Below are 14,888 nucleotides of genomic sequence, written 5' to 3'. Positions count from 1 at the left end.
GCCTCCTACTTATTTGCCGTTCGGTAAGGCATACCGAAGGCGTGAAATAATTCGTACGCTTCTTTGTCTTCTTCAGTGTTCGTGACAAAGGTGATATTGATTCCATAGATCGTATTGATTTTATCAAAATGGATCTCAGGGAAAATGATTTGTTCTTTTACGGATAAGTTGTAATTACCACGTCCATCAAATCCTTTCGGATTGACTCCGCGAAAGTCACGAACCCTTGGAAGAGCGATGTTGATGAATCTGTCTAAGAATTCATACATGTAATTTCCACGAAGAGTAACTTTACAACCGAGGACCATGCCTTCTCTCACTTTAAAACCAGCGATTGACTTTTTAGCAAAAGTTTTAACCGGTTTTTGGCCGGTAATCTGACCGATCTCCACAAGACAAGCTTCCATTGCTTTCGGATTGGTATGAGCTTCACCCATACCGACGTTGATCACAATTTTTTCTAATTTGGGAACTCGCATCACACTTTCAAAACCGAGCTGCTTTTGCAGATTCGGGCGAATGTCCTTTTCGTATCTTTGTTTAAGTCTAGGTACCATAATTATACTTCTTTACCTTCCGGACGTGTCACGCGGATCGTTTTACCATCCTTTTTGGAAAAACCAAGGCGTACAGCCTTAATTTTCTTCTTAGGCTTCGCTTTGTTATCAGCCTTAGGATCGCTAAACATTACATTGGAAATATGGATCGGAAATTCGATCTCAATCGCCCCACCTTGTGGGTTCTCTTGAGTCGGTCTCACGTACCGGCGTCTCTTGTTTACACCTTCGATGTAAACACGGTCTTTTCTTTTATCAACCGCGAGAACCTTTCCTTTCTTTCCTTTCTCTTTTCCGGAAATAACCAAAACTTCATCATCTTTTTTGATTTTAGTTTTTTTGAATTTCGTAGGTTCTGAACCACGATAAGCTAATTTTACTGGCATATTATAAAACCTCCGGAGCGAGTGATATGATTTTCATATATTTCTTATCACGGAGTTCACGGGCCACCGGCCCAAAAATACGAGTTCCTTTAGGATTGCCTTTATCATCAATGATGGCAACTGCGTTGTCATCAAAACGGATGTAAGTTCCGTCAGCACGGCGAACTTCTTTTTTAGTTCGCACAACAACCGCTCTTTGAACCGCTTTGCTGTGTACTTTTTTACCTTGCCCGTCACGAAGACCGTAAGCAGGTTGTGCATCTTTTACAGCGACAATGATTTCATCGCCGAGACTAGCGTATCGTTTCTTAGATCCACCAAGAACTTTTACGCACATGACTTTTTTTACACCCGAGTTATCGGCAACTTGTAAAATAGTTTCTTGCTGAATCATACTAGTTTCGCCTTCTCAACAACCTTTAAAAGTTTGTGATGTTTCTGTTTGGATAGAGGACGAGTTTCAATTGCGATCACTTTGTCCCCTACTTGACATTCGTTTTTTTCATCGTGAATTTTCACACGTGAAGTTCTTGTCATAATCTTCTTGAAACGAGGGTGAGTTTTTCTAGTGATCACTTCAATGATCACAGTTTTTTCCATCGCATCACTAACTACAACACCTTGAATGGTTAAAGATTTCTTTAAATTCTTTGCTTCCATAACCTACTTCTTCTTGCCCTTGGTCGCTTTCGCAACCGGTGCCGCTTTACCAGCTTTAGGTGGGATTTGTTTGAGTTTTCCCGCCGCCGCTAATTCCTTCTCTCGTTGGATAGTAAGCGCTTGTGCAATTCTCTTCTTTTGGTTGTGAATCAGCTTTGGGTTTTCAAGGGATCTGGTAACCCCAAATTGAAAACGGGCTTTTCTCACTTCTTCGGAAGCGGATTGTACTTCTTTTTTTAATTCGTCTACAGATAAGGAACGAAAGTTGTCTTTCATAGTATGTTCCTCTTCACAAATACAGTCTCCATAGGAAGCTTAAATGATGCCAGGTGAAGTGCCTTTCTTGCTGTTTCTTCATCAATACCTGCCATTTCAAATAGAACACGTCCGGGACGGATTTCAGCAATCCAGAACTCCGGATTTCCTTTTCCTTTACCCATACGAGTTTCCGCAGGTTTTTTAGTGATTGGTAAATGTGGAAAAATCCTGATCCAGAGTTTCCCACCACGTTTCACTTGGCGGTTGATAGTAATCCTTGCAGCTTCAATTTGACGAGCAGTCATTCTGCCCGACTCAACTGCTTTTAAACCATACTCTCCGAAAGCAACGTAAGAACCTCTTTCGTCCTTACCTTTCAGGCGTCCTCTTTGGCGCTTTCTAAATTTAACTCGCTTTGGTGCTAACATCTTAGTATCTCTTTAAAAGTTCTTAACTTGTTCTTCTTTTTACAGCGTATTTGTCTTCTTCGGATTCTTCTTTATTAGTTGGGAAGAAATCTCCAGTATAAGTCCATACTTTCACACCGATTTGACCGAAAGTGGTAAGGGCTTCTTTGAAACCGAAATCGATCTTCGCGCGAAGTGTATGAAGTGGAACCCGGCCTTCCATATATTTTTCAGTTCGAGCCATATCCGCACCATTCAAACGACCGGAGATTTGGATTTTTACACCCTCTACTCCACCTCGCATAGCGCGTCTAAGTTCAGCCTTCATAACTCTTCTAAAAGGCATCCTTTGTTCGATTTGCAAAGCTACTGTTTCGGCAATTGCCTGAGCAATGATCTCCGGCTTTTTAACTTCAATGATGTTCATGCCGATCGGTTTATCAGCCATCTTCTTCAGTTCTTGTTTCACTGCTTCGATGTTCTGACCTTTTTGACCGATCACCATACCTGGCTTGGATGTATGAAGATTGATGTTGATTTTTTCCGGAAATCTTTCTACTACAACTTTCACGACAGAAGCATTCTTAAATTTCTTTAAAAGAAATCTACGAATCTTAATATCTTCGTGAAGGTTTTTAATATAATCTTGTTTAGAATACCATATGGAATCCCAATTTCTTGTGATTCCGATTCGAAGTCCGATTGGATTTACTTTTTGACCCATATCTTATTTTGCCTTCTTTTCTGTCTCTGCAACTACCACAGTGATGTGGCTTAAACGTTTACGAATTCTGGACGCACGTCCTCGTGCTCTCGGTCTGTATCTTTTCATGATAGGACCGTCATCTATGTAAATCTTCTTAACAAAAAGACTCGCCGGATCCAATCCTTCATTCATTTGAATGGCATTGGCAACAGCCGAATTGAGTAAGTTAATAATCATCGGGCTCGCGGCTTTATTGGTAAAACGAAGAATATCAATAGCTTCTTTGTAATCATAACCACGAATTTCATCAGCAACTAACCTTGCTTTTCTGGCTGAAATTCTTACGTGTTTTGCGACTGCTTTAGCTTCCATTTCCTTACCTATTTCTTCGCTACTTTCTTGTCTCCACCGTGACCTCGGAAGGTACGGGTTGGAGCAAATTCGCCAAGTTTATGACCAATCATATTGTCATTGATGTAAACTGGAACAAATGACTTTCCATTGTGAATCATTACTGTGTGCCCGATCATATCAGGATAGATCGTACTTCTGCGAGACCAAGACTTGAAAGGAGTCTTTTTGCCTTCAGAGTTGAGTGCAGTGATTTTTTTCATGAGGTGGTCGTCTATGAACGGACCTTTTTTTAAGCTTCTAGCCATGGTATCCTAGATCCTACCTATTCCTATTTTTCTTACGTCTTTGTACGATGAAACGTTCGCTTGGTCTCGTTTTACGAGTTTTGAAACCTTTTGTCGGTTTACCCCAAGGAGTCACCGGGTGGCGACCTCCGGAAGTTCTACCTTCCCCACCACCGAGTGGGTGATCCACCGGGTTCATTACCACCCCGCGAACCTTTGGACGTTTTCCTAACCAACGATTTCTTCCCGCTTTTCCAATGATGACCTGGTTGTGGTCTTTGTTGGAAAGCTCTCCGATCGTTGCTACACATTCTTTGCGAATTTTACGAACTTCCGAAGAAGGAAGTCTTAAACTTACATAGTCACCGTCTTTCGCAGCAATCACTGCAAAAGAACCTGCGGTTCTTGCGATCTGACCGCCTTTTCCGATATGTAATTCGATATTATGAACGTTCGTTCCTGCAGGGATCTTATCCAAAGGAAGAGTGTTTCCCAATTTGATTTCCGCTGTTGGACCGGAAATCACTTTGTCCCCTACTTTGAGACCGTTCGGAGCCAGAATGTATCTGTATTCTCCATCCGCATAACAAACAAGTGCGATAAACGCAGAACGATTCGGATCGTATTCGATTGTTTTAACAGTCGCTTGGATTCCGACTTTGTTTCTTTTGAAATCGATAATACGGAACTTTCTTTTGTTTCTTCCGCCCTTTCTACGAACCGCAATTCTACCTTTGTTATCTCTACCAGCCTTGTAGCTGATATTGAGTGTCAAAGCTTTGTGCGGAGTCGCTTCTGTGATTTCTTTGAAATCTAATACAGAATAAAAACGTGAAGACTGGGTAGTTGGTTTTAATTTTCTAATTCCCATTTTTAAACCTTAGCGAAGTCCAAATTTGCGCCATCAGCGAAAGTCACGACCGCTTTCTTATAATGTGGTCGTGGAGCCGGCATATTTCTAAACTTTTTCATTTTACCGCGAAAAACAGAAACGTTTACTGCGCTTGGAACAACACCATACATTTTCTTTAATGCTTGTTTGATGAGTGTCTTGTTCGCATCGGAATGAACTTTAAAAGTATACTTTACGGTTCTTTTTCCTAAACGTTCTCCGATAGTTTGAAGATCTTGCGACTTTTCAGTCACAACCGGAGAGAGGATTACATTTTCTAAATTCACGAATCTATCCCTGCTTTTTTGAGTATTGCGAAAGTAATTCTTTCAAAGCACTTTCGGAAATTACAAGATTGTTATTGTAAAGGATGTCGCGGCAAACAATACGTTTGCTGTTTACATACTTTAAGTTTTCGATATTGCGAGTTGATTTTTTGAGGAATTGGTTTTCACCAGCCACTACAAAGCCTACATTTCCTTTTTCCGCAATCTCCATCTTTTTCAAAATATTGAAAATGGATTTTGTCGAATAGGAAGCAGGTTCCACATCCTCAATGATAGAAATCCTGTTCTCTTCCGCTTTCTTGTTTAAGATGGAAAGAACTGCTTTTCTTTTTACACTTCGGGAAAGATTAGAAGAATAATCTCTTGGTTTTGGTCCATGAATGATACCACCACCTACGAAATGAGGAGCTCTGATGGAACCTTGTCTCGCACGACCCGTTCCTTTTTGTGCCCAAGGTTTTTTACCACCACCGCGCACTTCAGAACGATCTTTTGTAGAGTGAGTTCCCTGACGAAGGTTTGCATTTTCTGCTTTCACTGCGTCATAAATAGCACCTTGGCTGATTCCTGTTTCGAAAAGTGCGCTAGGAAGCTCCACTTCACTTAGGAACACGCCTTCTTTATTATATTTACGTGCTTTCATATATTTACCTAGTTACCAATTTTCTCGATTGTAACAATAGAAGTGTCGCGGCCAGGAACTGATCCTGATACGAAGATTAAATTTTGATCGGCTTCTATTTTAACAACTTTCAGATTTCTAACAGTGCTTTGTGCATTTCCCATACGCCCACCCATCTTCAAACCTTTGAAAACGCGGCCAGGAGTTGTGTTGGAACCAATGGAACCGGGATGTCTTTGGAATCTGGAACCGTGGCCTGCTGGACCACCTGCGAAACCATGTCTTTTGATAACACCTTGTGTTCCCTTCCCTTTGGAAGTTCCTGAAACTTTAACAGTATCATTTAAAGCGAAAATGTCGGATGCTTTCAGTTCTGCACCGACTGCAACGGAATCAAACCCTTTGAATTCCGCTAAGTGTCGTTTTGCTCCGATACTTGCTTTTTTCAAGTGGCCTAGTTCTGCTTTGGAAAGATTTTTTTCTTTCGCTTCAGCAAACGCAAGTTGAACAGCTTCGTAACCGTCATTTGCTGTCGTCTTGATTTGTGAAACAAAACAAGGACCCACGCGCAAAACGGTTACAGTAACCATTTTACCTTCGTTGTTAAAGATGTGGGCCATGCCCAATTTTTCTGCGAGTAAACCTTTTGCCATGGATCCTATCCCTTAGGATTTGATATCTACTGAAACTCCGGCGGGGAGTTGAAGCTTCATCAGAGCTTCTACAGTATCTTCATTAGTATTTAAAATATCTATGAGTCTCTTGTGAGTTCTCATTTCGAATTGTTCTCTAGCTTTTTTATTCACGTGGGGAGAACGTAATACAGTATAGATTTCTTTTTTAGTAGGAAGCGGGATGGGACCGGAAACTGTTGCTCCGGTCCTTTTCGCTGTCGCTACGATTTCATAGGTCGATTGGTCAATCAGTCTATGATCGAAAGCTTTTAATTTAACGCGAATTCTTTGTCCAGCCATTTGGATTACTCAACGATCTCCGCTACGACACCCGATCCGATGGTTCTTCCACCTTCACGAATTGCAAACTTGAGTCCTTGGTCCATCGCAATCGGATGAATCAATTCAATTGACATCGTTACGTTGTCACCAGGCATAACCATTTCCATTCCACCAGGAAGGTTACAAACACCAGTGATGTCAGTAGTTCGGAAGTAGAATTGTGGACGATAGTTATTGAAGAAAGGAGTGTGACGTCCGCCTTCATCTTTGGTAAGAACGTAAACTTCCGCTTTGAATTTTCTGTGCGGAGTGATAGTCCCCGGTTTCGCAAGAACCTGACCTCTTTCGATGTCTTCTTTTTTAGTCCCGCGAAGTAGAGCACCGATGTTGTCACCAGCTTCTGCCTGGTCTAATAGTTTACGGAACATTTCAATTCCGGTAACAACAGACTTGGTAGTATCACGGATTCCAACGATTTCGATCTCGTCGTTGATTTTAAGAATACCTTGCTCCACACGACCGGTTGCAACAGTTCCACGACCAGTGATCGAGAAAACGTCTTCAACAGGCATAAGGAAAGGTTTGTCAATAATACGGGTAGGGTTTGGAACGTAAGTATCAACCGCTTCCATAAGTTTGATGATGGATTTCATTCCAAGATCAGTGTCCTCGCCTTCAAGTGCTTTCAGAGCAGAACCTGAAACGAAAGGAGTTTTGTCACCTGGGAAGTTGTATTTGTTAAGAAGGTCTTTAATCTCTTCTTTCACCATCTCAATCATGTCTTCTCTTTCATCAGCAGCTAGCATGTCTGCTTTGTTAAGATAAACTACGATGTATGGAACACCAACTTGGCGAGCAAGAAGGATGTGCTCTTTTGTCTGAGGCATAGCGCCATCAGTTGCAGAAACCACAAGGATCGCTGCGTCCATTTGAGCTGCGCCAGTGATCATGTTTTTCACATAGTCAGCGTGACCTGGACAATCCACATGTGCATAATGGCGATTAGGAGTTTCATATTCTTGGTGGGAAGTAGCAATAGTAATCCCACGAGCCTTTTCTTCTGGTGCGTTATCGATTTGGTCGTAAGCAATTGCTTTGTTCTTTCCACCGACTACTTTTGCTAATGTTGTAGTAATAGCGGCAGTTAGAGTGGTCTTACCATGGTCGACGTGACCAATTGTTCCGATGTTTAAATGTGGTTTTGAACGGTCAAATTTTTCTTTAGCCATTGTTAAAATCTACTCCTCAATCGTGGTTCAAAGACCCGATTCGGGTTCTTTACTCCTTTAAAACTGCGTAAAATTCAGAGGTAAAAGCAGTCCTTTCCCAAGAAATGCCTATCCCTTTGGTCATATTTCTAAGAGACCCTGAAAAGCCAAGCAGGTTTTCTGCCGATGCTGTGGCTTTTAAGCGACTCTTACCCGCTCGTTCCTCATCCACAGAATGGATTTTCGCAGAACGGCGATTTAGCTCAGAAAGAACTACACCAAGTTGTGTTGTATCGACTGAAACTTCGATCTCAGTCATAGGACCAACCAAAATGGTGTTCTCACGAAACAGATCCTTCATTCCTGAATGGATCGCAACCTTTAGTAAAGAGGACAAATGTTCTTTGTCTTTACCAGGAAACTCAAAACCAAGGACAACCAGCCTTAAGCCGATGACCTCTCTTCCATAGAACCCAAATAATGTGGATTCAAAGAAAGCCGCTTCGATAGAATTTTTTACTTCTTCCGGAAGACTTACCTCAAAGGCAATTTGCTTTGAAAAGTCGGCAGTATCTTCCAGGACTGCGATGAGCGTGCCACTCGACTTTGAATCTTCAAAGGCACGGTGCTCTAGTGCAACCTTATGAGCCATTTTTTTCAAACGCTCAAATCTAGCAATGTTTATAGATCCTGTTTGTATTTTTTTTTGTGAATTCTCTTGAATTCTACGGAGCCCGATCTCAATATGAAGTTCTCCTCTCCCCCAAAGATGAATCTGTCCCGTATCAGGATCCTCTTCAAAATGGTATCCGGGGTCTTCCCAGGAAAGATTCGCAAGAGCCTTCAGCCAATCCGGTTTGTCTGATTCCGATTCCGGTTCGATCGTAACAGAGAAGGGACTAACGGACATTATGTCTCCTAACTCTCTTTTTTTGCCCGAAAAGGAGGGGGACAAATAGTTTCCAGGAGTTGTATCCAATTCCCTGGTTTCCCGAATGTAATACAACATTCCCCCCGAAATCTTGGAGATTTCAACCCACTCCCCGTTTTCTTCCTGATACGCCTCTTGGATCTTGGCTTCCCTTTTTCCCTCTTTCAAAAGAAAAGGCAAACTGATCTCTTTTTCGCCAAAGATAATAGCATAACGTCCGTATTGTGGATGCACTCTACGAAAAAGAGTGTATTGCGATAAGCTCAAATCGGTTTTCTTTTCCTTCGGACGAATCCAGGCAATCAGATTGAGAAGCTCTTTCACTCCCTGACCTGTCTTTGCGGATCCGCCATAGATAGGAAAAATAAAATTGTCTCTAGTTCCTTGGGACAACCCGATCATATTCCATTTGGTATTGCTCTCGGGGTCATTCCACTGGGATAACAACAACTCGTCGGACCATTTGAGTAAATTTTCATGAACAGAAGGAGGGAAGGAATGCTCCGATTCCAAATAATAGACCCATTCCCCCGGTTTTTCCTTATTTTCTTCAAAAAGAACTTCGGGAGCCTTTCCCAGGATTTCTTCCAGAGAAATCAAAGAATCCAAATAATCATCTTGAAAGCGATCCAGTTTATTGATAAAAAAAACAATGGGAATCCGGCTTTCCCGTAACTCTTCAATGACAAGTCTCGCCTGGGACTGGACGGAAGAGCCTCCCTCCAAGATCACAATCGCAATTTGGATGGCAGGTAGAATGTCTGTGATTTGGTTTTTAAAATCGATATGACCCGGGGTGTCTACAATCTGAAGACAATATTCTCCAAAACCGGTTTTCCATTGAATGGAATGGAACGTGGTTCGGATGGAAATCCCCCGCTCTATCTCTTCTTTTAGTGTGTCGGATTCTGTAGTTCCGTCTTCGATCGAGCCTACGGCAGAAATCTTACCTGCCTCAAATAAGATCCGTTCGGTGAGGGTGGTTTTCCCAGAATCGATATGAGCGAATATTCCAACGGTTCTGTAGTCCATAAAAACAAAAAGCCGGGTTCTGAACTCGGCTTTTTCCTCAAATTTAGAATCGAATCTATCTTGCTACCAGCGGTAATGAGAGAATGCTTTGTTTGCATCTGCCATTTTTCTGATATCTTCTTTCTTCTTAATTGCAGATCCGGTGCCTTTTTGAGCTTCCATAAATTCTGCAGCTAATTTGTTCTTCATTGATTTTTCGTTTCTGTCACGGCTGTAACGGATAAGCCATCTGATTCCAAGAGCAAGTCTTCTTTCCGGACGAACTTCGATAGGAACCTGATAAGTCACCCCGCCCACTCTTCTGGATTTCACTTCCACTTGTGGTTTTACATTCTCCAACGCTTCTTGGAAAACTTGGAATGGATCAGCGCCGGTCTTTTTATTAATAACTTCCAAAGCATCATAAAACACGGATTCTGCGACGCTTTTCTTTCCATCAACCATAAGGCAATTGATGAACTTAGTAACCACCTTATCATTGTATTTCGGATCTCCAATGATTTCGCGGGGCTCTACTTTTCCTCTTCTTCTTGACATATAATCTTTCCCTTACTTAAGCCTTAGGTTTTTTCGCACCGTATTTAGAACGGCTTTTGCGGCGTTTGTCCACACCGAGAGTATCCAGTGTTCCGCGAATGATATGATAACGAACCCCTGGTAAATCCTTTACTCTTCCACCACGGATCAGTACCACGTTGTGCTCTTGTAAATTATGACCTTCGCCAGGAATGTAAGCAGTCACTTCAATCCCGGTAGTCAATCGAACCCTTGCTACCTTTCGAAGGGCAGAGTTCGGCTTTTTAGGAGTAAATGTCATTACTCTAGTGCAAACACCTCTTCTTTGAGGACATGCCTTTAGAGCGGGAGATTTAGTTCTTTTCTTTTGTGCGTCTCTTCCATGGCGGATGAGCTGATTGATTGTAGGCATTCGATTCCTTCTTACTCTCTATCTACTTAAAAATATATGACGGTTTTGTCCAAAATCCTGGAAATGGCTATTTTGTAAACGAAAACCCAAAAAATCCTGTAGGTGACAACGACGATCTATTCGTCGTCCTCTTCTTCCGAATCATCATCGTCAGATTCCAATTCGTCTTCATCTTCATCCTCTTCTTCTACCAGACGGGAAAGTGTGGCGGTAGAAACAGGAGTGGATTCCGGAAGTTCGGAAACTTCTTCTTCATCTTCTTCCGAATCCAGATCCCAATCCAAGTCTCCCGGAATGTCTCTGAAAACTTCAACATCACGGTATTTTTTCATACCAGTTCCTGCAGGGATCATATGACCGATGATCACGTTTTCCTTGAGACCAGCAAGCACGTCTGTTTTTCCTTTGATCGCTGCATCGGTAAGAACCTTTGTAGTTTCCTGGAAAGAAGCCGCAGAGAAATAAGATTCCGTGTTAAGAGATGCTTTTGTCAGACCAAGTAAAATCGGTTGGCATTGCGCAGGGCTTCCCCCTTCTCCGATCACTCGATCGTTTTCCTCTTGGAATTGAAATTTATCCACTTGCTGTTGGTTTACAAAAGATGTATCCCCACTATCAGTGATTGTCACCTTACGAAGCATTTGGCGAACAACTACTTCGATGTGTTTGTCATTGATATGAACCCCTTGCAAACGATAAACTTCCTGAACTTCGGAAACCAGATAGTTGTGAAGTGCATTCGGTCCTTTGATGCTAAGGATATCATGCGGGTCAAAGTTTCCTTCGTCGATTTGATCACCGGTTTTAACAAAGTCTCCGTGACGAACACGAAGTTGTTTACCGATCGGGATCGCTACTTTTACTTTTTCCACATCAGCAGATTCGGAAATGATATAAAGGATACGTTTTTCTTTTACGATTTCACCACGGTCTTCGATCTTACCGTCGATTTCTGCAAGTGTGCAGGCATCTTTCGGACGACGAGCTTCGAAAAGTTCGTCTACCCTAGGAAGACCCCCGGTGATATCTCTTGTTTTTTCAGCAACGGAAGGAATCTTGAATAGAATGTCTCCGTCTTTTACTTTATCACCGGATTGGTATTGCAATAATGCATCGATTGGAACCGCGTAAGCTTCTCCGCCCACTATGATTTGCGGGAAGAGTCTGTCTTTTTTCTGTTCCACTACTTTCAGGATGATATTTGAAGTTTTAGGGTCTACGTCTCTTCTTACGTTTTTACCGACTTCCAAATCTTCCCAATGAACAGTTCCTTCTATCTCGGCAACGATGACTTCGTTGTATGGATCAAACTCTGCAAGAGGTTTGTTCTCATCTACAATTTCGTCTTCTTTGCATTTCACAATGGTTCCGATTTTTACAGGGATAACTACTTCTTCCCCGAGAACTCTAAGTCTTGTTCCTTGTAAGGAAACAGTTCCCGGTTGGTCTGCTGTCACCATTTGCTCACCGTTTTCCGTGAGCTGAGTTCCGAACACTTCCCCTTTTTCCAAACGTTGCGCGTCTATTACGCGAACATTGGAAAGATCGGTTGTTTGGAATTCCTGAACTAATCTTTGGATGACGATTGTTCCGCGGCGGGCAAATACGGTTGCACCCGATTGGTTTTTCACCAAACGGCCGTTTACTGATTTAACCAAAGAGCGGTATGGAACTTTATGTTCTTTCTCTTGAATCGTTGCGGAAGCGGCTCCACCTACGTGGAAAGTTCTCATTGTAAGCTGAGTTCCCGGTTGACCGATGGACTGAGCTGCAATGGTTCCCACTGCTTCTCCGATCTCTGCCGGCACAAGGCGCGCCATATCCATACCGTAACATTTTGTACAGATACCGTGACGTGAACGGCAAGTCAGAGGAGAACGAACTTTGATTTTATCGTAACCTAGATTTTCAATCTTTTGACCGATTGCTCTTGTGATTACGGTATCTTTTGGAAATACTACTTTTTCTGTAACAGGGTCGATCAAATCTTCTGCCGTATAACGACCGAATACGCGATCTGCAAGGGAAACGATAATGTTTTCCCCTTCTTTTACAAGTCCGAGAGTGATATTGTCTTTTGTTCCGCAATCTTCTTCAGAAACGATTACGTCTTGGGAAATATCCACCAAACGACGAGTCAAATAACCCGCATCGGCTGTTTTCAAGGCAGTATCGGCAAGACCTTTCCTCGCACCATGAGTAGAGATAAAAAATTCGAGAACGCCCAAACCTTCACGGAAGTTGGAACGAATGGCAAGTTCGATGATCTCGCCACTTGGCTTCGCCATAAGTCCCCTCATCCCTGCAAGCTGACGAATCTGTTGTTTTGATCCGCGGGCTCCGGAAGCAGCCATGACGAAAACAGGATTGAATCCGCCTTGGTCTTTTTCCAATTCTTTAAACATCCCGTCGGTAATCTTGTCATTGGTTTTGGTCCAAATCTCGATTACCTTTTTACGGCGTTCTTCGTTAGTGATAATACCTTTACGATACTCCATATCGGCTTTTTCCACTTCTCTGTTGGCATCGTTCACAAGTCCCTCTTTATGTGGAGAAACCCGGATGTCTTCGATGGAGATAGTCGGCGCAAAATAAGTCGCGTATTTATAACCCAGACGTTTTACTTCGTCGAGCATAACCACAGTTTGGCCAGGACCGAATTTTTCATAAACGTCTGCGATGATTTTGTTTGTTTCTTTGTCACCTAGGACTCTGTTTACGTAAACATAACCTTTCGGCATCACTTGGTTGAAAATAAGTCTACCAGGTGTTGTCTCGATGATTTTACCTTCGTGAAGAACTGAAATTTTTGTTCGAATCTCAATGGTTTTGGATTCGATCGCATACATCACTTCGTCAAGACCGGTGAAAAATTTTCCCTGGCCTTTTGCGTCTTTCACTTCGGAAGTGAGGTAGTAAATCCCAAGTACGATATCTTGAGTCGGTCCGCAGATCGGTTGGCCGTTCGCAGGGTTCAGGATATTATGAGGAGAAAGCATCAGCATCCAAGTTTCCAATTGCGCCTTCGGAGCAAGTGGAACATGAATCGCCATCTGATCCCCGTCGAAGTCGGCGTTGAACGCATGACATACGAGTGGGTGAAGTTTGATTGCTTTTCCTTCTACAAGGATAGGTAAAAATGCCTGAATACCGAGTCTGTGCAGAGTCGGAGCTCTGTTCAACATAACAGGGTGTTCTTTAACAACAGTGTCCAAAACATCGAAAACTTCTTTGTCTTCCGTCTCGATTTTTTTCTTCGCAGACTTGATGTTTGGTGCAAGTTCCAAGTCAACCAAACGTTTCATGATGAAAGGTTTGAACAACTCGAGGGCCATCTTTTTAGGAAGACCCATTTGATGATATTTGAGTTCGGGACCGACAACGATTACGGAACGACCGGAGTAATCCACCCGTTTACCAAGTAGGTTTTGGCGGAATCGGCCTTGTTTTCCTTTCAACATGTCGGAAATGGATTTCAAAGGCCGGTTTCCCTTTCCTTTCACAGTTCTTTTACGACGACTGTTATCGAAAAGTGCATCCACTGCTTCCTGTAACATCCGTTTTTCGTTACGAACAATGATTTCCGGTGCTTTCAAAGCAAGAAGGCGTTTCAAACGGTTGTTACGGTTGATCACTCTTCTGTACAAATCGTTCAAATCGGAAGTTGCAAATCTTCCCCCTTCCAATTGAACCATAGGGCGAAGTTCCGGCGGAATCACCGGAACTACATCCAATACCATCCATTCCGGACGGTTTCCGGAATCACGGAATGCTTCCAGAACTTCTAATCTTTTGTAAATACGTTTGTCAGAAATTTTATTTCTGTCTTGGATCTTTTGACGGATCACTCTTGCTTCAGCATCTACATCGATACGTGCAAGTAGTTCCTTAATGGCGTCCCCGCCGATACCTGCGATGAATTTGTCGCCATATTCGTCCAGGTAGTTGTGATATTCGTCTTCATCAATGAGTTCCCCTCTGTTTCTACCGGAATCAGCAGGATCGATGATTACATATTTTTCAAAATAGAGAACGCTCTTCAATTGGTTGATGGTCATATCCAAAAGAAGACCCATACGGGAAGGAACGGATCTGTAATACCAGATATGAGAAACCGGAGCTGCAAGTTCGATATGCCCCATTCTTTCTCTACGAACTTTGGAGTGAGTTACTTCCACTCCGCATTTGTCGCAGACAACACCCTTGTAACGAATGGATTTGAATTTACCGCAGTAACATTCCCAATCCTTAGTCGTTCCAAAAATCTTCTCACAGAACAGACCATCTCTTTCCGGTTTTAGAGTACGGTAATTGATGGTTTCCGGTTTTTTAACTTCGCCAAACGACCATTCTTTGATTCGTTCGGGTGAAGCCAAACGAATCGTGATTGATTCAAAAGTATTGTAATTTCTCATGTTTG

The 14,888-nt window shown here is 42.5% G+C and carries 19 protein-coding genes; all 19 read right to left on the bottom strand.

Going from position 1 to position 14,888, the window contains the following annotated elements; genetic code table 11:
- Nucleotides 1-5 precede the first annotated feature (5 nt).
- Complete coding sequence (rplE, locus tag EHS11_RS14225; RefSeq protein ID WP_135765064.1) at nt 6-557, bottom strand: 50S ribosomal protein L5; 552 nt, start codon at nt 555-557, stop codon at nt 6-8.
- Between the two features lie 2 nt (nt 558-559).
- On the bottom strand, nt 560-943 hold the full coding sequence (rplX, locus tag EHS11_RS14220) for a 50S ribosomal protein L24 (RefSeq protein ID WP_135765063.1): 384 nt from the start codon (nt 941-943) through the stop codon (nt 560-562).
- 1 nt (nt 944) lies between these two features.
- On the bottom strand, nt 945-1,337 hold the full coding sequence (gene rplN, locus EHS11_RS14215; RefSeq protein WP_135765062.1) for a 50S ribosomal protein L14: 393 nt from the start codon (nt 1,335-1,337) through the stop codon (nt 945-947).
- Complete coding sequence (rpsQ, locus tag EHS11_RS14210) at nt 1,334-1,603, bottom strand: 30S ribosomal protein S17 (RefSeq protein WP_109019462.1); 270 nt, start codon at nt 1,601-1,603, stop codon at nt 1,334-1,336. Before rpsQ ends, rplN begins: the two co-directional genes overlap by 4 nt.
- A gap of 3 nt (nt 1,604-1,606) precedes the next feature.
- A complete protein-coding gene (gene rpmC, locus EHS11_RS14205; protein WP_135765061.1) occupies nt 1,607-1,879 on the bottom strand; it encodes a 50S ribosomal protein L29 in 273 nt (90 codons plus the stop codon).
- Nucleotides 1,876-2,289, bottom strand: coding sequence for a 50S ribosomal protein L16 (rplP, locus tag EHS11_RS14200; protein ID WP_109019460.1), 414 nt, complete (start codon nt 2,287-2,289; stop codon nt 1,876-1,878). Before rplP ends, rpmC begins: the two co-directional genes overlap by 4 nt.
- Nucleotides 2,290-2,311: 22 nt before the next feature.
- Nucleotides 2,312-2,992: a 30S ribosomal protein S3 gene (rpsC, locus tag EHS11_RS14195; protein WP_135765060.1), complete on the bottom strand. Its 681-nt coding sequence runs from the start codon at nt 2,990-2,992 to the stop codon at nt 2,312-2,314.
- 3 nt (nt 2,993-2,995) lie between these two features.
- Nucleotides 2,996-3,346: a 50S ribosomal protein L22 gene (rplV, locus tag EHS11_RS14190; protein ID WP_109019458.1), complete on the bottom strand. Its 351-nt coding sequence runs from the start codon at nt 3,344-3,346 to the stop codon at nt 2,996-2,998.
- An 8-nt stretch (nt 3,347-3,354) separates the two neighbouring features.
- Nucleotides 3,355-3,633, bottom strand: coding sequence for a 30S ribosomal protein S19 (gene rpsS, locus EHS11_RS14185; protein ID WP_109019457.1), 279 nt, complete (start codon nt 3,631-3,633; stop codon nt 3,355-3,357).
- Between the two features lie 13 nt (nt 3,634-3,646).
- The gene (gene rplB, locus EHS11_RS14180; RefSeq protein WP_135765059.1) at nt 3,647-4,483 is read right to left on the bottom strand and encodes a 50S ribosomal protein L2; all 837 of its coding nucleotides are present in this window, start codon (nt 4,481-4,483) and stop codon (nt 3,647-3,649) included.
- A gap of 2 nt (nt 4,484-4,485) precedes the next feature.
- A complete protein-coding gene (locus EHS11_RS14175) occupies nt 4,486-4,791 on the bottom strand; it encodes a 50S ribosomal protein L23 (protein ID WP_135765058.1) in 306 nt (101 codons plus the stop codon).
- Between the two features lie 4 nt (nt 4,792-4,795).
- Nucleotides 4,796-5,434, bottom strand: a complete 639-nt coding sequence (rplD, locus tag EHS11_RS14170) for a 50S ribosomal protein L4 (protein WP_135765057.1) — start codon at nt 5,432-5,434, stop codon at nt 4,796-4,798.
- 8 nt (nt 5,435-5,442) lie between these two features.
- A complete protein-coding gene (gene rplC / locus EHS11_RS14165) occupies nt 5,443-6,066 on the bottom strand; it encodes a 50S ribosomal protein L3 (RefSeq protein ID WP_135765056.1) in 624 nt (207 codons plus the stop codon).
- A gap of 12 nt (nt 6,067-6,078) precedes the next feature.
- Complete coding sequence (gene rpsJ / locus EHS11_RS14160; RefSeq protein ID WP_108973166.1) at nt 6,079-6,387, bottom strand: 30S ribosomal protein S10; 309 nt, start codon at nt 6,385-6,387, stop codon at nt 6,079-6,081.
- 5 nt (nt 6,388-6,392) lie between these two features.
- On the bottom strand, nt 6,393-7,598 hold the full coding sequence (gene tuf, locus EHS11_RS14155) for an elongation factor Tu (protein ID WP_135765055.1): 1,206 nt from the start codon (nt 7,596-7,598) through the stop codon (nt 6,393-6,395).
- A 49-nt stretch (nt 7,599-7,647) separates the two neighbouring features.
- A complete protein-coding gene (locus tag EHS11_RS14150; RefSeq protein WP_135765054.1) occupies nt 7,648-9,540 on the bottom strand; it encodes an elongation factor G-like protein in 1,893 nt (630 codons plus the stop codon).
- Nucleotides 9,541-9,603: 63 nt separating this feature from the next.
- Nucleotides 9,604-10,077, bottom strand: coding sequence for a 30S ribosomal protein S7 (rpsG, locus tag EHS11_RS14145; RefSeq protein WP_135765053.1), 474 nt, complete (start codon nt 10,075-10,077; stop codon nt 9,604-9,606).
- A 16-nt stretch (nt 10,078-10,093) separates the two neighbouring features.
- Nucleotides 10,094-10,468: a 30S ribosomal protein S12 gene (gene rpsL / locus EHS11_RS14140; protein ID WP_109019449.1), complete on the bottom strand. Its 375-nt coding sequence runs from the start codon at nt 10,466-10,468 to the stop codon at nt 10,094-10,096.
- A 116-nt stretch (nt 10,469-10,584) separates the two neighbouring features.
- A complete protein-coding gene (rpoC, locus tag EHS11_RS14135; RefSeq protein WP_135765052.1) occupies nt 10,585-14,883 on the bottom strand; it encodes a DNA-directed RNA polymerase subunit beta' in 4,299 nt (1,432 codons plus the stop codon).
- Nucleotides 14,884-14,888 lie beyond the last annotated feature (5 nt).

Source organism: Leptospira ilyithenensis, assembly GCF_004771005.1.
Lineage (GTDB): Bacteria > Spirochaetota > Leptospiria > Leptospirales > Leptospiraceae > Leptospira_A > Leptospira_A ilyithenensis.
Note: the sequence above shows the minus strand (reverse complement) of the source record. Positions and strands in the feature narration are given on the sequence as shown.